The 17,253-nt window shown below is 71.4% G+C and carries 18 protein-coding genes; 9 read left to right on the forward strand and 9 right to left on the reverse strand.

Annotated features, from left to right (window positions below; all coding sequences use genetic code 11):
- Positions 1-48: 48 nt before the first annotated feature.
- Positions 49-1,266, reverse strand: coding sequence for an MFS transporter (locus tag MRBLMI12_RS03310; protein ID WP_363353864.1), 1,218 nt, complete (start codon positions 1,264-1,266; stop codon positions 49-51).
- Positions 1,267-1,395: 129 nt separating this feature from the next.
- Between MRBLMI12_RS03310 and MRBLMI12_RS03315 the strand changes: the two genes are divergently transcribed.
- Positions 1,396-1,857 carry a MarR family winged helix-turn-helix transcriptional regulator gene (locus MRBLMI12_RS03315; protein ID WP_363353865.1) on the forward strand — a complete coding sequence of 154 codons (462 nt, stop codon included), beginning with the start codon at positions 1,396-1,398 and terminating at the stop codon, positions 1,855-1,857.
- 4 nt (positions 1,858-1,861) lie between these two features.
- On the opposite strand, the gene MRBLMI12_RS03320 is transcribed toward MRBLMI12_RS03315, so the two are convergent.
- Genes MRBLMI12_RS03320 through MRBLMI12_RS03330 form a run of 3 tightly spaced genes read right to left on the reverse strand, consistent with a single transcriptional unit; the run spans position 1,862 to position 5,107 of the window.
- On the reverse strand, positions 1,862-2,749 hold the full coding sequence (locus tag MRBLMI12_RS03320) for an alpha/beta fold hydrolase (RefSeq protein WP_363353867.1): 888 nt from the start codon (positions 2,747-2,749) through the stop codon (positions 1,862-1,864).
- A complete protein-coding gene (locus tag MRBLMI12_RS03325; protein ID WP_363353869.1) occupies positions 2,749-3,999 on the reverse strand; it encodes a glycosyltransferase in 1,251 nt (416 codons plus the stop codon). The genes MRBLMI12_RS03320 and MRBLMI12_RS03325 overlap by 1 nt, the downstream gene beginning before the upstream one ends.
- A gap of 31 nt (positions 4,000-4,030) precedes the next feature.
- The gene (locus MRBLMI12_RS03330; RefSeq protein WP_363353871.1) at positions 4,031-5,107 is read right to left on the reverse strand and encodes a class I SAM-dependent methyltransferase; all 1,077 of its coding nucleotides are present in this window, start codon (positions 5,105-5,107) and stop codon (positions 4,031-4,033) included.
- 123 nt (positions 5,108-5,230) lie between these two features.
- Between MRBLMI12_RS03330 and MRBLMI12_RS03335 the strand changes: the two genes are divergently transcribed.
- The 7 genes from MRBLMI12_RS03335 to MRBLMI12_RS03365 all read left to right on the forward strand — a co-directional run bounded on the left by MRBLMI12_RS03335 (position 5,231) and on the right by MRBLMI12_RS03365 (position 12,172).
- The gene (locus MRBLMI12_RS03335) at positions 5,231-7,990 is read left to right on the forward strand and encodes a helix-turn-helix transcriptional regulator (RefSeq protein ID WP_363353873.1); all 2,760 of its coding nucleotides are present in this window, start codon (positions 5,231-5,233) and stop codon (positions 7,988-7,990) included.
- A gap of 90 nt (positions 7,991-8,080) precedes the next feature.
- A complete protein-coding gene (locus MRBLMI12_RS03340) occupies positions 8,081-9,109 on the forward strand; it encodes an LLM class flavin-dependent oxidoreductase (RefSeq protein ID WP_363353875.1) in 1,029 nt (342 codons plus the stop codon).
- Positions 9,110-9,230: 121 nt separating this feature from the next.
- Complete coding sequence (locus MRBLMI12_RS03345; RefSeq protein WP_363353877.1) at positions 9,231-9,587, forward strand: SPW repeat domain-containing protein; 357 nt, start codon at positions 9,231-9,233, stop codon at positions 9,585-9,587.
- A gap of 82 nt (positions 9,588-9,669) precedes the next feature.
- Positions 9,670-10,284 carry a TetR/AcrR family transcriptional regulator gene (locus MRBLMI12_RS03350; protein ID WP_363353879.1) on the forward strand — a complete coding sequence of 205 codons (615 nt, stop codon included), beginning with the start codon at positions 9,670-9,672 and terminating at the stop codon, positions 10,282-10,284.
- A 101-nt stretch (positions 10,285-10,385) separates the two neighbouring features.
- Positions 10,386-11,318 (forward strand): AraC family transcriptional regulator, encoded by a 933-nt coding sequence (locus MRBLMI12_RS03355; RefSeq protein ID WP_363353881.1) that lies wholly within the window; start codon positions 10,386-10,388, stop codon positions 11,316-11,318.
- Between the two features lie 116 nt (positions 11,319-11,434).
- Positions 11,435-11,758: an ATP-dependent DNA ligase gene (locus MRBLMI12_RS03360; RefSeq protein WP_363353883.1), complete on the forward strand. Its 324-nt coding sequence runs from the start codon at positions 11,435-11,437 to the stop codon at positions 11,756-11,758.
- Positions 11,759-11,836: 78 nt separating this feature from the next.
- A complete protein-coding gene (locus tag MRBLMI12_RS03365) occupies positions 11,837-12,172 on the forward strand; it encodes a cupin domain-containing protein (RefSeq protein ID WP_349428338.1) in 336 nt (111 codons plus the stop codon).
- Positions 12,173-12,235: 63 nt separating this feature from the next.
- On the opposite strand, the gene MRBLMI12_RS03370 is transcribed toward MRBLMI12_RS03365, so the two are convergent.
- From MRBLMI12_RS03370 to erm, 4 genes are all read right to left on the reverse strand, one after another.
- Positions 12,236-12,733, reverse strand: a complete 498-nt coding sequence (locus MRBLMI12_RS03370; protein ID WP_363355721.1) for a GNAT family N-acetyltransferase — start codon at positions 12,731-12,733, stop codon at positions 12,236-12,238.
- A gap of 107 nt (positions 12,734-12,840) precedes the next feature.
- Entirely contained in the window at positions 12,841-13,929 is a 1,089-nt protein-coding gene (locus tag MRBLMI12_RS03375; RefSeq protein ID WP_363353885.1) for a DNA glycosylase AlkZ-like family protein, read from the reverse strand.
- Positions 13,926-14,534, reverse strand: a complete 609-nt coding sequence (locus MRBLMI12_RS03380) for a dihydrofolate reductase family protein (RefSeq protein ID WP_363353887.1) — start codon at positions 14,532-14,534, stop codon at positions 13,926-13,928. The genes MRBLMI12_RS03375 and MRBLMI12_RS03380 overlap by 4 nt, the downstream gene beginning before the upstream one ends.
- A gap of 122 nt (positions 14,535-14,656) precedes the next feature.
- Positions 14,657-15,421: a 23S ribosomal RNA methyltransferase Erm gene (gene erm, locus MRBLMI12_RS03385; RefSeq protein WP_363353889.1), complete on the reverse strand. Its 765-nt coding sequence runs from the start codon at positions 15,419-15,421 to the stop codon at positions 14,657-14,659.
- A 365-nt stretch (positions 15,422-15,786) separates the two neighbouring features.
- Here erm and MRBLMI12_RS03390 point away from each other — a divergent pair, with 365 nt between their 5' ends.
- Positions 15,787-16,779, forward strand: a complete 993-nt coding sequence (locus MRBLMI12_RS03390; RefSeq protein ID WP_363353891.1) for an LLM class F420-dependent oxidoreductase — start codon at positions 15,787-15,789, stop codon at positions 16,777-16,779.
- 39 nt (positions 16,780-16,818) lie between these two features.
- Here MRBLMI12_RS03390 and MRBLMI12_RS03395 read toward each other — a convergent pair whose 3' ends face one another.
- A complete protein-coding gene (locus MRBLMI12_RS03395) occupies positions 16,819-17,223 on the reverse strand; it encodes a nitroreductase family deazaflavin-dependent oxidoreductase (protein ID WP_363353893.1) in 405 nt (134 codons plus the stop codon).
- Positions 17,224-17,253 lie beyond the last annotated feature (30 nt).

Genomic DNA, 17,253 nt, shown 5'->3' on the forward strand with positions numbered 1-17,253 from the left:
GTGCGCACCCGGGACAGGGGGTGCGCGCGCCGGCATACGCGGGTGGCCTCACACGACGGGGACCGGGACGGTGCTCGTCGTCGCGGGCGCCGTCCGCCGCGGCGGACGCGCCGCGATGCGGGCCCGGCGGGCGGCGACGGCGGCCAGAGCCATCACGACCAGACCTGCACCCGAGATGACCGCGCCGATCCAGACCGGCGCCGTGTAGCCGAGCCCCGCGCTGATCCCGACCCCGCCGGCCCACGCGCCGAGCGCGTTGCCGATGTTGAAGGCGCCGATGTTCGCGCCCGATGCAAGCGTCGGGGCGCCATCGGCGTAGTCCATGACGCGACTCTGGAGACCTGGAACCGTGCCGAAGCCGAGCGCCCCCATCAGCACGAGCGCGACGATGGTGGCGACCTGCGACCCGGCGAGGAGCGCGAAGGCGATCAGCACCACGACCAGGGCGGCGATGAACGCGATCAGTGTCAGGTCGAGGCGACGGTCGGCCAGGCGTCCCCCCAGCCAGTTGCCGGCGACGAGGCCGGCGCCGAACAGCACGAGCAGCCACGGCACGGCGCCCGCGGTGAATCCGCTCACCTCCGTGAGCGTGTACGCGATGTAGGTGAACGCGCCGAACATGCCGCCGAACGCCAGCACGGTCACCGCGAGCGAGAGCCACACCTGCATCGAGCGGAACGCGCGCAGTTCGCGGCGGAGGCTGATGGCCTCATCCGCGTCCTTCGCGACGGGGACGAGGGCGGCGATGCCCACCAGGGCGAGGATGCCGATGCCGGCGATGACCCAGAAGGTCGAGCGCCACCCGTACTGCTGCCCGAGGAAGGTGCCGAACGGGACGCCGAGCACGTTCGCGGCGGTCAGACCGGTGAACATGATCGCTATCGCTCCCGCGCGCTTCTCCGGCGCGACGAGGCTCGCTGCGACGACGGACCCGATCCCGAAGAACGCGCCGTGAGACAGAGCAGCCAAGATGCGGCCGGTCATCGCGATGCCGTAGTCGGGGGCGAGTGCGGTGACGACGTTGCCGGCGATGAACAGCACCACCAGGCCGAGCAGGACGGGTTTGCGCGGCAGTCTGATGGTGGCGGCGGTGAGCCCCAGGGCCCCTGCGACGACGCCGAGGGCGTACCCCGAGATGAGCCAGCCGGCGGCCGCCTCGGTGACGGCGAAGTCGCGCGCGACCTCTGGCAGCAGGCCCATGATGACGAACTCGGTGAGTCCGATGCCGAAGGCGCCCATGGCGAGCGCGATGAGTCCGAGTGGCATGAGGGTTCTCCTGTTACACTGAGCGATAGTTGCACACGCGGGATATTGCAGGTGCGGGATAAATAGTTGCACACGCGCACTATCTGCGCAAACAATCATGCAGCCGCATCGATCCACGAAGGAGGACTCATGGGCATCGCCGACGACGCGGTCGAGGTGCGCGCCCAGGGCTGGCGCACGCTCGCCGCCCTGCACGGGCTCATCGACGCCGAGCTCGAGCGCGGGCTCGCGGCATCCGTCGACCTGTCGGTGGTCGAGTACACCGTGCTCGACGCGCTGAGTCGCCAGGACGGCTGGCACATGCGGATGCAGCAGCTCGCGCGCGCCACCGCACTCAGCCCCAGCGCGACGACGCGCCTGGTGAACCGCCTCGAGGATCGCGCCCTCATCGCGCGCGTCCTGTGCGCCGACGACCGGCGCGGCATCTACACCGAGCTCACCCCGGCAGGGCGCGAGCTCTACGAGCGCGCGCACCCCATCCACGACGAGACGCTGGCACGCGTGCTCGCCGAAGCGGCCGAGCAGCCCGAGCTCGCCCCGGTGGTGGAGGTGCTGGCCGCGCTGACGCCCGCTCCCGTCGCCGCGCCGTAGGTCGTCAGGGGCCGATCCGGCGCGAGGGCGCGACACGCCTGATGAAGTCGCGCAGCAGGAGATTGACCTTCACCGGGTCGCGCGCCTGAGGCAGGTGCCCGCCGCCCTCGATCACGACGAGGTCGCCGCCGGTCAGATCGGCGGCGATCGGACCGCGCAGCGGGTTCTGGCACATGTCGAGCGAACCCGTGATCACCAGCACCGGGCAGCGGACCGCCTCGCAGATCGCGCGGGATGACGCGATGTCGGCGGCGAGGTAGGTCGACGCGTACTCGAGGATCAGCATGTCGGCCCCCGATCCCATCGACCAGTCGACGCAGTCCTCGAGCTGCTTGGTCGAATGAGGCTCGGGGAACATCTGCCCGAAGAAGAACTCCGACCAGTCCGCCCAGTCCTGCTTCCAGTAGTGGCGGTTCTGCTTCTGCCAGCCCTCGTACGCGTCGCGGGGCTCGTCGTAGTCGAACGCGATCCGGTGGGGCAGCGGCTCGGTCAGCCGCAGACCCGGGTTGATCGCGCAGGCGCCGAGCACCCGCTCAGGTCGCTGCCCGGCCATGATCAGGGAGTGCCCGGCGCCGGTGCACACTCCGACGAGCACCGCCTGCTCGGCTCCGACGGCGTCCAGCACCGCCCACTGCCCTGCGATCAGTACGGGATCGTCCATCTGATCAGCCGACACCGGCGTGCCGCTCAGCCCGTTGCCCGGCGGGTCGCTCACGACCACGCGGAAGTGCCGCGCCAGGAAGGGGATCTGCGCCTTCCACGCCCGGCTGTGAACGATGACGTCGGGCATGAGCAGATACACCGTCGGCGAGCCCTCGCCGTACACCTCGTAGTGGACCGCGACGCCGTCGCGCTCGACGACGCCGGTGGCGGTCGGCTGCAGCGCGCGCATCAGACCAGCTCCGCGAGCAGCGCCGCGGCGCACGCCGCGCCGTCCGTCTCGACCGGGCGATAGTCCACCTCGCGCGTCACCTCGGCGACCAGAGCCTCTGCGAGCACCGCGGGATCACTCGCCTCCGCGTAGCGGAGACAGCGGCCGGCGCCGTAGCGCTCCAGTCGGTGGCGCACGTGGAAGTTCTGCTCGAAGTGGTTCTCGAGGGGCACGTAGAGGAAGGGACGGCGGGCGGCGGCGAGCTCCATGCAGGTCGTCAGGCCGCCCTGCACGACGGCGACGTCGCACGCGGCCAGCGCGAGGTACAGGTCCGGGACGAATCCGCGCACCCGCGCGCCCTGTCGCCGCGGCAGCGACGACGGATCGATGCGCGGTCCGGTCACCACGAGGAAGCGCAGTGCCGGGAGCTGCCGCCTCGCGAGAGGAACGGCATCCATCACCCTCTGCAGGAGCGCATGGCCGACGCCGGAGCCGCCGACGGTCACGATGCAGAGCACGTCGTCGGGCCCGTATCCGAGGCGGGCGCGTGCTCGCGCGCGCTCCTCCTCGGTCGGTGGAGCGAAGCCGGTGACGTAGCCCGCGAAGTCGTAGTGGGCCTCGGTCCACTCCCGGATGTCGGGCAGTCCCGGGCCGAACGAGGCGTCCACGATGTCGTCAGGGCTGCCGACGAAGATCGACCGGTCGCGGAGCCGCCGATACCGCGACCGCTGCTCGAGCATCTCGGCGTTGTAGTCCGCGGTGAGGGCGGCCTCGGCATCCCCGCCGCTCGGCATCGGCAGCCACCCCACGAAGTCGGTCATCCACGCGAACGCGAAGCGCTTGAGCTCGGGGTTCTCGTGCAGGAAGTAGTCGACGTCCCATGCCTCGTCGCCGATCACGAGGTCGTAGTAGGTGTCGTCGACGACGTCGTTGAACACCATGAAGTTGTTCACGAGGATCTCGTCCATCCGGCGGATCGCCTGGAAGGCGTGCAGATCGTGGTCGGCGGACTCGTCCTCGATGTGGGCGGACTCGTTCGCGAGAAGAGCGGATGCCGGGTGCACGCGTTCCCCGGCGTCCGCCAGCACCCGGGTGACCGGGTGCTGGGCCAGCCAGTCGATCTGCAGATCCGGGTGGAGGCGTCGCAGCTCCTGCGCGATCGCCACGTCGCGTCGCGCATGGCCGAGGCCGATCGGCGAGGAGAGGAACAGGGCCTTCCGCGGGCGGCGCTGCGCCCGGACCCAGGTATGGCGGTTGCCCATGGCGGCCATCCCCCCAGTCTGCCCCTCTCGCCGCGCGCCGTCAGGGCCGTGCTTCGATGACGCGATTGAACGGCGTCTCGGCGACGGTGCGGAACCGGGTGAACCCGGCCGCCGAGGTCACATCGCGGATCCGGGCCGGCCCGGCTTGGGTGCCGAGCGCCAGGCCGACGTCCTGCGACAGCGACGACGGCGTGCACAGCAGCGTCGAGAACCCGTAGTACGCGCGGCCGACGGGGTTGAGGTTGTCTTCGACGTGGTCGCCGGCCATCGGCTCGACGATCATCCATGTGCCGTCGTCGGCGATCGCGTCGCGCACGCGGCGCGCGGCCCCCACCGGATCGCCCATGTCGTGGAGGCTGTCGAACATCGCGACGAGGTCGTACCCCCGGCCGCCGAACTCCTGCGCCGAGGCGACCTCGAAGCGCACGTTCTCCACTCCCGCCTCCGCTGCCCGGGAGCGCGCCGTCTCGATCGATTCGGCGTGGTAGTCCGAGCCCACGAACGTGGAGTTCGGGAACGCCTGGGCGAGCAGGATCGTGGACGCCCCGTGGCCGCAGCCCACGTCGGCGACGATTGCGCCTGCATCCAGCTTCTCCTTCACTCCGTCGAGCGCCGGGATCCACGAGTCGACGAGGTTGGCGTGATAGCTCGGGCGGAAGAACCGCTCGCAGCCGAGGTGCACGTCGGCGCCGTGCTGGTGCCAGCCGTAGCCGGCGCCGCTGCGCGCGGCATCCACGATGTGCTGCGTGTCGTGGACGGTTCCGAGGGCGATCTGGAAGAAGCCGGGAAGGAAGGCCGCGCTGTCGGGGTCGGTCATCGCGACCGCGTGTTCGGCGGGCAGCGTGTAGCGCCTGGTCGCCGGGTCGTACGTGACGTAGCCGCCTGCGGCCTGAGCGTTCAGCCACTCACGTGCGTACGGCTCGGCCGTCTGCGTGCGCTCGGCGAGCTGCGCCGGCGTGCTCGGACCGTGGTCGGCGAGGTCCCGGTAGTACCCGAGCTTGTCGCCCATCACGACGAGTGCGGCGTTGAGGGTCGCGCCGACCTCGTCGACGGCGCGGAACACGAAGTTCATCAGCTTGTCGGTGTCGATCTGTGTGGGTGGGACGGTGAGAGACATCAGCGGCTCCTTCGGTCGGTGGTCCGCGGCGGAGATCCGTGGATGCCTTGAAGGTAGGCAGCCGGCCCTTGGCACCGCATCCGGGTACCCCCCTAGTCCGGGACGCGGTCGTAGAATCGGGCCATGCTGGTGGGTCGACAGGCCGAGCAGCAGGCGATCGATCGGCTCGGGGCTGCGGCGCGCCTGGGGACGAGCGGCGTGCTGGCCGTGCGTGGAGAGGCCGGCGTCGGCAAGACGGCGCTCCTCGAGGACACCGTCTCGCGCCTCGACGGGATGCGCGTGCTGCGGGCGACCGGTCTGGAGTCCGAGCGCGAGATCCCCTTCGCCACACTGCTGCAGCTGCTGCGGCCGGCGCTGGGCGCTCTCGACGGCATCCCGCCGATGCAGGCCGACGCCATATCCGCCGCTCTCGCCCTCCCCGGCGCCTCAGGCCCCGCCGATGGGCGTGACCGATTCACGATCGGCGCGGCCGTGCTGAGCCTGGTCTGCCGATACGCCGAGGACGGACCGGTCGCTGTCGTCGTCGACGATCTGCACCTCGCCGACGAGCCTTCCTCGAACGCGCTCGTCTTCGCCGCGCGGCGGCTCGCCGCCGACCCTGTGGTGATTCTCTTCGGGGTGCGGAGTCCGGAAGGGGACGATCTCGTCGCCGATCTGCCGTCGCTCGCGTTGAGCGGGGTGGATCTCGACTCCGCCCGGACGATCCTCGAACACGCTCCCGGCGACGTGTCCGATGAGCAGGTGCGCCTGCTCCACCGCGCCACCGACGGCAATCCGCTCGCGATGCTGGAGCTGCGTGCCGCCGACCTCGATGTGGTCGAGAGCATCGAGACCGGTCTGCCCCTGCGGGTGCCGCGTGCGGTGATCGACGCGTTCGGCAGACGGCTCGCCGGATTGGATGCCGGCTGCCGTGCCGCTCTCCTGGTGGCCGCGGTGTGCGGCGCCGACCTCCGTTTCGTCGCGGACGCGTGCGAGGCGTACGGCGTGGATGTGGCGGAGCTCGACGCGGCGGACGACCTCGGTCTGATCGCCGTGCGCGACGGGCGCATCGCATTCCGGCATCCGCTCCTGCGCGCCGCGGTGTACTCGGGAGCGTCCGCGCACGCGCGCCGGGCCGCGCACCGCGCCGCTGCCGACGCCGCACCGTCGGGAGACGTCGACCGCAGGGCGTGGCACCTCTCGGAGGCGACCTCGCACCCCGACGCGGCGATCGCCGAGCTGCTCTCGGTGGCCGGTGACCACGCCGCCTCGCGCGCCGCCTACTCGGTGGCCTCAGGTGCATTCGAGCGCGCAGCGCGGCTGACGCCCGACGCGGGCGCGCGGTCGGCGCGCCTGCTGAAGGCCGCGGATGCCGCATGGGAGGCGGGAGACGGCGAGCGCGCGGTCGCACTGCTCGACAGGCGCACACGCGATGCCGCTCCGAACGCGGCCGGAAGCGCCCCCGTCGACGGCATCCGCGCGACCGAGCTGCGCGCCTCGGTCGCGGCCCGCACCGGCTCGCTGCGGGAGGCCCTCGACATCCTGCTGCGTGCTGCCGACCACGCGACGTCGGCGGACGCCGCGACCGTCGCACTGGCGGATGCCGTGCACGCCACGTACTACCTCGGCGACGCACGGACCGCCTCGACCCTCGCCGACCGGATCGCCGATCTGCGGCCCGATGTGAGCACGACGCGGGCGCGGGCGCTCGGGCTCATGGCGTCGGGAATGGCGAAGACGCTCGCCGGGCGCGGCGGCGCAGACGAGATCCGCGCTGCCGTTCCACTTCTCGAGAGCGATCCGGAGCTGGGACGGGACCCCCGCCGCCTTTCGTGGCTGATGCTCGCACCCCTGTATCTGCGCGACACCACCAGCGGAGTGCGACTGCGCGCGCTCGTGGACGAGGTGCGGGGCGCCACCGGGATCGGCGCGCTGCCGGCCCTGCTCTTCCATGTCGCGGTCGATCAGGCGACGACGGCGGCGTCGTGGGTGCGGGCCGAGGCGAACTTCACCGAGGCCATCCGTCTCGCGACCGACACAGGGCAGACCACCGAGCGGGCGATGTCGCTCGCGGGCCTGGCACGACTCGATTCCCGCGCCGGGAAGGCCGACGCGTGTCGCACCCACGGCGAGGAGGCACGCGCGCAATGCGCCGCCCGCGACATCCATGTGGGCGAGGCCTGGGTGGGGCACGCCCTCGGCGATCTCGAGCTCTCGCTGGGTCGACCCGAGCTAGCGGCGGACCTCTTCGCGGAGCTGATCGCCCTGCTCGGACGCCTCGGGCTGGACGATGTCGACCTCTCCCCCGGGCCCGAGTACTGCGACGCGCTGGTGCGCGTGGGACGCAGGAGCGAGGCGCTGGCGATCGCCGCCGCGTACCGCGCCCGAGCGTCGGTGAAGGGACAGCCGTGGGCCTGCGCCCGCGGCGAGCGCGCGATGGGGATCGCCGATGCAGACGGCGACTCCGATGCCTGGTTCGAGTCGGCGCTCGGCTGGCACGAGCAGACGCTCGACCGGTTCGAGGTGGCCCGCACCCGCCTCGCTTACGGCGAGCGGCTCCGCAGGACGGGACGGCGGATCGACGCGCGCGTGCAGCTCCGCGCGGCATGCGAGGACTTCGCCGAGCTCGGCGCATCCGTATGGCGCACCCGCGCCGCGACCGAGCTCACCGCGACCGGCGAACACGTCCGCGCCCCCGTGGGGAACGCTGTCGATGACCTCACGCCGCAGGAACTCCAGGTCAGCGTGCTGCTCGCAGAGGGCCGCACGACCCGCGAGGCGGCGGCCGCCCTGTTCCTCAGTCCGAAGACCGTCGAATACCACCTGCGCAAGGCCTACACGAAGCTCGGGATCGGCTCACGTGCCGAGCTGGCGCAGGCGCTCGCTGAGGTGCATCGGGGATGATCCGATCGACGTGGCGTGACGCGGCGGGACGGGAGTGAGCGGCACTGCATTCACCGGAATGGATGCTGCACGCGTACCGTTGCAGTCGACATGCAGCGATTCGGCACCCTCTCGTTCGGACATTACGGCCCGCTGGGCGGCGGGCGGCAGCTCACCGCCGCCGACTCGATGCTGCAGGCGATCGACCTCGCCCAGGGGATGGACGACCTCGGCGTGAACGGCGCCTACTTCCGCGTCCACCACTTCGCGCGCCAGCAGGCATCGCCGATGCCGTTGCTCGCCGCCATCGCGGCGCGCACCCGGAGCATCGAGGTCGGCACCGGCGTGATCGACATGCGGTACGAGAACCCGCTCTACCTGGCCGAGGAAGCCGCCGCCGTAGACCTCATCTCCGGCGGCCGGCTCGCGCTCGGCGTGAGCCGCGGCTCACCCGAGACCGTCGTGCGCGGCTACGAGGCGTTCGGGTACACCGGATCGGACGACCCGCGGGGCGCCGACATCGCCCGGGACCACTTCGATCTCTTCCTCCGCGCGATCGAGGGCGAAGGCCTCGCCGAGCGCGACGCCTCGTCGCCGTTCGGCGGCGGCACGGGACTGCAGCGCATCGAGCCGCACTCCCCCGGGCTGCGCTCGCGCGTGTGGTGGGGCGCCGGCAACCGCGACTCCGCCGAGTGGGCGGGCCGCACGGGAGTGAACCTGATGTCGTCGACGCTGCTGACCTCCGCGGACGGACGGCCGTTCGACATCCTCCAGGCGGAGCAGATCGACGGCTTCCGCGCCGCGTGGCGGGACGCGGGCCATCAGGGCGAACCGCGTGTATCGGTGAGTCGCTCGATCTTCCCGATCACCACCGCCGAGGAGCGCATGTACTTCGGCGGCCGCCAGGACGGCGACCAGATCGGGGTCATCGACGGCATCCGCTCCACCTTCGGCAAGACCTACGCCGGCGAGCCCGACGAGCTCGTGGAGCAGCTCAAGGAGGACGCGGCCATCGCCTCGGCCGACACCCTGATGCTGACCATCCCCAGCCAGCTCGGCGTGGAGTTCAACCTGCGCATGATCGAGTCGTTCGCAAAGCACGTCGCCCCCGCACTGGGCTGGCAGGCGGCCCGCGCCTGATACCGCCCTCAAGAGCGCCGCGGTCCATTCGCGAGGGATCTTGACCGGTCGGTCAGTCAGGAATACCGTGGAATCGACCCCCGATCGGGAGCCATCACCGTCTCCGAAGGAGGAGATTCCGATGAACAAGTGGACTCGTTGGGAGGACTGGGTCGCCGTGGTCGTGGGCCTCGTCGCCGCCGTGGCGGCGCTGTTCATGCCGCCGATGGGCGCCTCCATGCCATGGATGCTGATCGTCGGCATCCTGCTGATCGCCGCCGGTGTCATGAACCTCGCGATGCCGGGAATGGTCGCGATGGAGTACGTGCAGCTCGCGCTCGGTGCGGTGCTGTTCGTCGCTCCGTGGCTGGGCGGCTACGCCAGCATGGATTCCGCAGCCGCCTGGATCTGCTGGATCGGCGGGGCGGTCGCGGTGGTCGTCGCGGCACTCGCCATCCGGCCGGCCATGCACATGCACGACCGTTCTCTCCCGCACTGAGGTGCCCTCCCCACTGACGTGCACCGTGGACGGGGGCGCCGGACACCGCCGGCGGCCCCCGCGCCTTCCCTGAGGAATCGAGATGACCCGAACCCGGGAGAGCCGGATCCTCATCCTCGATGCGGCCGAGCGCCTCTTCGCCGAGCGCGGCTTCGACGCCACCCCGACAGGGGCGATCGCCGACCTGGCGGGCGTGCCCAAAGGGCTGCTCTTCTACTACTTCCCGAGCAAGACCGATCTGCTGCGGGCGCTGATGGGTGAACGGCTCGACCTCGATCCCATCGACACGTCCGGCCTGATCGCCGAGGGCGATCCCGCGCAGTCCCTGCTCAACGTCACGGGCAGGCTCCGCGAGCTGCAGGGCGAGTCGGCGGTGCGCCGCGTCATCGTGTGGCGCGAGCACCGGACGCACCCCGAGGTGCGCGCGAGACTCCGCGACTACCGCAGCCAGCTGCAGGCGATCGTCGAGCGCGTGCTCGGCGCGAGCATCCTGCATCCGATCGCCGCCCGGCGTGTGCGGATCGCGGCGGAAGCGTGGGTCGCGATCATCACGACCCCGACGCTTCCGGCCCACTCCCCAGGCGACGAACTCGCGCCGGCAGCGCCGGGCGACGAGCTCGCAGGTCCGGCCGACGCGGCCGACCTGCCCGCGCTCGCCGATCTCATCTCGGCCGGCCTGCGCGAGCCCGCGGCCTGAGCCGCGGGCGGGTGCTGATCCGGCTGCGCGTGCAGGTTAGAGTGTCCCGACCGGACACTGCGGCACGTGCCCGGGATGCCGGGAGGGCAGGGTTGGGCGAAGTGTTGACGCTCGCGTCGCGGGACGTCGGCGACGTCGAGTCGACGTGGCGCCAGTTCGTGCCGTCGGCGGCCCTGCAGCGCGTGGATCCCCGCACGTTCGCGTTCTCGTGGACGTCCGCCGCGACGCCCGGGTTCTCGATCGTGAAGTACCAGCTGAACGCCTCGGTGCAGTCCGCCATCGAACCGGACGGTCAGTTGATGGCCTGTCGGGTGGCATCGCGCGGCGCCTGGGTGGGAACTCCGCGCGGCGAGCTGGCTGCGGGGCTGCCCTGGCTCGCGCTGGAAGGGCCGACGAGCGCGCGCTGGCACACACGCGCCGATGCGCGCGCGTTCGTGTTCGACCGGGCCCCGGCCGAGGAGGAGGCACGCCGTCTGTCGGGCGACGACCGGTTCACGCTGCGCGCCTCCACGACGAGTGCTGCTCCGATCGACCGGGATCTTGCGGCGCACTGGGAGCGCGTGTTCCAGCATGTCGCCGGCTCGTCCTTCGTGCCGGGACTCACCTCTCCGATGATCGAGGCCGAGCTTCGGCGCCACGCCCTGCACGCCACCCTGGCGGCGTTCTCCCCCGCCTTCGGCGCCGCCCTCGAACGCTCGTCCCAGCGGCGGGCCGCCCCGCGGAGCGTGCGGCGCGCCATCGCCTATATGGAGCAGCACGCGCACGAGCCGATCACCATCGACGACGTCGCCGTGGCAGCCGGGATCTCGCCGCGCGGACTGCAGTACGCCTTCCGTCGCGCCCTCGATCAGACACCCACCGAGTACCTCCGGCGCGAACGGCTGGCCGGGGCGCACGCCGAGCTGCAGCAGACGACGCCCGCGAGCGTGTCTGAGGTCGCGCGGCGCTGGGGTTTCGCGAGCGCCTCGCGCTTCGCCAAGCACTACCGCGATGCGTATGGCCGGTCGCCGCGGCAGACACTGCACGGGGGCTGAGCAGCGCGTCTTCGTTTTTCGGGCGGCGCTTTCGCAGGGCGGTCCGCGGCGAGCCGGGGTCGAGCGAGCTGTCGCAGAGTCTCTTCGTGCGGGCATGCGTCTCGCCGAGGAGGAACGTGGGCAAGTTCATCTACGAGGGCGGCATCCGCGCGGAGTTCGACGATCGAGTGCTCACGCATCTGCAGGTCGCCATCGGCACGAAGCTGCGCCGGAACGAGCCGTTCTACTTCACATGGCACGGCGACATCAGCACCGGCGGCGGACGGACGACCGTCTGGGTGCACGCCGCGGCGAACCTGGTATTCACCTACTACGGCGGCCGTCCGGCGAGGATCAACCGGACCTGGCTGGAGGCGCTGATGCGCACGGCCAACTCGCCCGTGGGACTGCAGGTCGTCGCCGAGCCGCCCGACGACGGCGGATCCGAGGTGCTCGGCTGAGCCGTACCGCTGGACCCCTGTCAGTCGCATGAGCCGCACCGGTAGACTCCGGCCAGCCGAGGCGATGGAGGCGATGCTATGGACAGCAGGGACCTGGCCGACGTGATCGACGACCTCATGGCGAAGGCGCGCGAGGCATCCAGCGGCCGCGCGGCGCGCACCATCCGCGGCGGCCACGAGAACGCCCTGCGGGAGACCGTCATCGCGCTGCTCGCCGGCCATGAGCTCTCCGAGCACGACAGCCCGCATGAGGCGACGCTGCAGGTGCTCCGCGGTCGCGTCCGCCTGATAGCGGCAGACGATGCGTGGGAAGGCATGTCCGGCGATCACCTCACCGTGCCGCCGCAGCGTCACAGTCTCGCCGCCCTGGAGGACTCGGTCGTTCTGCTGACCGTGTCGAACCGCGTGCCCTGACGACCTGACGCACGCGAGCACGTCGGGCGTCGGGCGCCGGGCGCCGGGCGCCGGGCGCGCCAGTCAGGCGTCGAGCGTGGCCGCGAGCGCGGCGAGAGCCTCGCCGGTGATGCGCTGCGTCGTCCACTCGCCCATCGGCTCGGCGCCGATCGAGCGGTAGAACCCGATCGCGGGCTCGTTCCAGTCGAGCACCGTCCATTCGAAGCGCGAGTACCCTCGCTCGACGCACACGCTCGCCAGCGACGCGAGCAGCGCCTTGCCGTAGCCGAAGGCGCGCTCCCGCTGGTCGACGAAGAGATCCTCGAGCCAGACGCCGTGCCGCCCCGTCCAGGTGGAGTACGTGACGAACCAGATCGCGATGCCGACGATTTCGCCGCCGCGCTCGACGACGTGGGCGAAGACACGGGGCTCGTCGCCGAACAGCGCCGTCTCGAGCGCGTCCACCGTGTTCTCGACCGCGTCGGGCTCGCGTTCGTACACCGCGAGTCCGTGAATGCACGCGAGGATGCCGGGTTCGTCGCCGCGCCGGGCCTCACGAAGGATCGCGCCACCGGCGAGCATACGAGGAGTCACGTGATCGAGCGTAGTGAGACGTCGATGCTCCCACGCCTCATCACTGCCGCGCGGGTGCGATGCTCTGACCCCCGCGCGCGTCGGCATCCGCCCGCTCAGGGCAGTCCGGTCACCGATACGCCGAGCCATTCGGCGAGGTCGGCGATCTCGGCGCGCACGATGTCGGACTCCTCCGGCTCGAACGGGAGGAACTCGTGGACCGCCGTGACCTTCAGCATGTCGCGTTGACGGTCGACTTCGGCGTCGAGCATTCCGACGAAGCGGTCACCCATGAGGATCGGATGCGCGAAGAAGCCGTACCGGCGCTGGGCCTTCGGCTTGAACTGCTCGAGCACGTAGGTGAACTCGAACAGCTCCTCGAGACGTCTGCGGTCGAACAGCATGCTGTCGTACGGGTTGAGGAACGCGACGCGGCCGCCGCAGTCCTCGTCCTCGAGCGCGGCGAGCGCCTCGGGATCGACGCGGTACTTCACGGAGCTGCCTTCGATCGCCGCGGGCTCCCCGCTGTCTTTCGTGACACCGGTCCAGTACCAGTGCGGCTTCGCGATGCCCGCGGATTGCAGGCGCCGTGCGGCGAGCAGCGCGGCGGCCTCCTCGTCGTCGTACTCCGGCAGATCCTGCGGGTAGACGCGCTCGGCGAGATCCCAGCGGCGATGGCGCCCCTCGCGCCCGGTGACCGCCACCTCGCCCTGACGCAGCAGGAAGTCGAGCATGTGGGGCACCTGGTTCGCGCCCGACCAGCCGTCGGGTGCGCGGCTTACCTGCGCCGTGTCGGGGATGTCGCTCGCGAGCAGCGGACCTTCCGCGCGCAGTCGCGCCAGCACGTCGGCCCGGAATCCCGCGTTCGCCGCCAGCCACTGCTGGCTGCTCTCGCGCTGCGGCCAGCGGCGCATGCCCGGCAGCATCAGCGGCAGCAGGCTCATCGGCCGGAACGCGCCGTCGAACTCGAACAGCAGGCGGTCGTCCTCGACCGTCTTGCGCAGCTGACCCGGCTCGTACGACCAGCCGATGCGCGACCACAGCACCGTGTGTTCGCAGGGCGCGATGGTCGCGGTGGGGTCGATCTTGATGTAGCCGAGCTGCTCGGCGACCTCGACGACGTCGCCGGGACGATCGGCGTCGAGCAGCTGCGCCCGAACCACGATGCGGCGAGCCTGGTCCCGCGTGAGCCGATGCGGGGTCACGCGGAGTCCGCGGGAAGCACGCGATACCGCACGTGCGTGACGAGCGACGCCTGCCGCCCCGCGATCTGCTCGAGGCGCTGAGGCCCGACCCCGTCGAACAGCCGGAGCCCGCCGCCGACGATGCTCGGCGAGATCTGCAGCGCCAGCTCGTCGATGAGTCCTGCGGCGAGATAGGCGTTGGTCGTCGACGGGCCGCCTGCGACGTGGATGGGCAGGTCGCCCGCCGCATCGCGAGCCCGATCGAGCGCCGCATGGATGCCGTCGGTGACGAAGTGGAACGTCGTGCCGCCCACCATCTCGATCGACGCGTGCGGGTAATGGGTCAGCACGAAGACGGGGCGGTGGTACGGCGGGTTCGACCCCCACCACCCGCGCCAGTCGCGGTCCCACTCGCCGCGGACGGGACCGAACATGTTGCGCCCCATGATGAATGCGCCGGCTGCGACGATCGCATCCATCTCGGCACGGTTCTCGTCGGGCGTCTCGAACATCCACCGGTGCAGCGCGTTCTCGGGAACCTCGCCGAACGGTTGCTCCTCGGTCTGGTTCACACCGGCGCCGATCCCATCGAGCGAGATCGACATGGTGGCGACGACGGGTGACATGCGGGACCTCCAGCGATCGACGGCGCGTGACGCCGCCCACGCTAGCGGCACGCACCGACGGTCCGACAGACCTCACGGGGCAGCGGCATCCCCGTTCCGCCTGCACCCGCGTCGCCACCGCCTCATGACCGCACCGCCTCCCACAGCCCGGCCCATTGCGCCGGACGGAGGTCGCGCGGCAGGGCGCCGGCGCCGACACCCAGGTCGGCGAGCGCCCGCCGCACGCGGGGCCGGCCGAGCCCCGAGGCACGCTGCACGATCGCGGCGAGGTCGCCGCCGCTCCCTGTGAAGACCTCGCGCACGAAGCGGTCGTACGCCGCTCGCTCACGCGGATCGACGAGCGGCGAACCCCGCCGGGTGATGCCGAGGATGCCGCCGTCGACGCTCGGCATGGGGCGGAAGTGCCGCGCGGGCACGCGGCCGTGCAGCGCGAACTCGAACCACGGTGCCGCCTGGGCACTCATCATGGTGCCCCCGCCGACTCCCGCGCGCTTGCGGGCGACCTCCCACTGTGTCAGGAGAACGGCGTGCCGCCACCGGTCGCGGGTGAGCAGGCGGCGCAGGATCGGCGTCGTGAGGTGGTACGGCACGTTGCCGACCAGCACGGGGCGGTCGAGCGGATGCCGGAGGGCGTCGGCGTGGGCGATGCGGGCGTGCGGCAGCCGCCGGCGCAGCCGTTGCACGCGCTGCTCGTCGATGTCGATCGCTTCGAGATCGCGCCCGAGGCCGGCGAGGGGAACGGTGAGCGCACCGTCACCCGCGCCGATCTCGAGGATCGGCCCGCGGGTGTCGGCGACGAGTTCGACGATGCTGTGGATCGTCGGGCGGTGGGTGAGGAAGTTCTGGCCGAGTTCGTGCCGGCCACCGTGTACGGAACGGTTTCGCATGGGAGGTGCTCCAAGTTGAAGAAGAGGGGAGCACCCCGGCGCAGGCGTCGATCGAGGAGGCCGTGGACGGCCGGGGAGAGGACGCGCGGCCGGGGTGCGAGGACATCCCGGACGACGGCGCGCGTTACGCGAGAACCAGCGAGCGCGCCGTCAGGCGCGGCGGTCGCGAATGAAGAAGACGCACGCCGTCATCGGCGCGCTGCAGATCGTTCCCATGCGCTCCATCGTATCCGGGGGTCGGTCGCGCGGTGCGCCCGCTCTCCAGCCGTGCTCCGCCTCGGGCCCGCGTGACGTGCGGATAGCACTCGTGACCGGGGGTCGCAATCCCCCGGCGCTCGCTCGCGGGCGTGCGTATCGTCGCGCGCATGACACGATTCGGATACACGCTGATGGGCGAGCAGAGCGGTCCTCGTGAGCTGGTCCGCTACGCACAGGCGGCGGAGGACGCCGGCTTCGACTTCGAGGTCTCGAGCGACCACTACTCGCCGTGGCTCGTGAGCCAGGGGCACTCGCCGTACGCGTGGACGGTGCTGGGCGCCGTCGCCCATGCGACCTCGCACGTCGAGCTCATGACGTATGTGACCTGCCCGACGATGCGCTATCACCCGGCCGTCGTCGCCCAGAAAGCGGCGACGCTGCAGATCCTCAGCGAAGGCCGGTTCGTCCTCGGGCTGGGATCCGGCGAGAACCTCAACGAGCACGTCGTCGGTCAGGGATGGCCCAACGTCGACGTCCGCCAGGACCGGCTGATCGAGGCCATCGAGATCATCCGCGAGCTGCACTCGGGCGAGCTGCTGACGTACCAGGGCGAGCACTTCCGCGTGGACTCCGCGCGCATCTGGGATGTGCCCGACACCCGGGTCGAGATCGGCGTCGCCGTGTCGGGCGAGGAGTCGATCGCATCCTTCGCTCCCATGGCCGACCACATGATCGCCGTCGAGCCGAAGTCCGAACTGGTGCAGCTCTGGGATGATGCGCGCCGCACGGATGCCGGACCCGGCACCGACGGCGGATCCCGCAAGATCGGGCAGATCCCGATCTCGTGGGATCCCGACAGGGACACCGCCGTCCAGCGCGCCCACGAGCAGTTCCGGTGGTTCGGCGGCGGCTGGCCGGTCAACGCGGAGCTGCCGACGCCCGCCGGCTTCGAAGCCGCGAGCAGCTTCGTGCGGCCCGACGACATCGCAGCGTCGATTCCGTGCGGACCGGATCTCGACGAGCTCGCGGAGAGCGTGCGCCCCTACCTCGACGCCGGCTTCACCGACGTCGCTCTCGTGCAGATCGGCGACGAAGAGCAGGAAAGATTCCTCGCCGAGGCCGCCGGGCCACTGCTCGAGAGGCTGCGCGCGCTCGCCTGAGCCGGGCCCAGGGGGGCGCGCGGCGCACGCCTGGCAGAGTCACACGGGTCGCACCCGGCGCAGGACGATGGCCGCCGGCATCCGTCTGACGACGGGACGGAAGGGGGCCTTCGCCAAGCCGGCCGCCTCGTCGGCGTCCACGATGCGCGGATTGGTGGCGCCTACGTCGCCGCCTCGCCACCGCAGCGTCGCGCCGCCCGCCGCGACGATGTTGAGCGCCCAGTTCGTGTCGGCGCCCCACGGAAGGCCGATGAGGATCGCGTCGCGGTCGGCCGTCGGCACCACGGCGACGGGGGTCGCATACGGGGTGCCGCTGCGGCGTCCGCGGTGGTGCACCACGGCCCACAGCGGGAACCATCGTCTGCCCGCCAGTGCGCGGCCGACCGGCTCGGTCACCCGTACCGCGAGTCGTGGCGGGCCGTGTTTGCGGGGCGGGTCGCTCATCGCTCCAGCATGCGCCGCGCGATCGCCGGG

Source organism: Microbacterium sp. LMI12-1-1.1, from assembly GCF_040676455.1.
Taxonomy (GTDB): domain Bacteria; phylum Actinomycetota; class Actinomycetes; order Actinomycetales; family Microbacteriaceae; genus Microbacterium.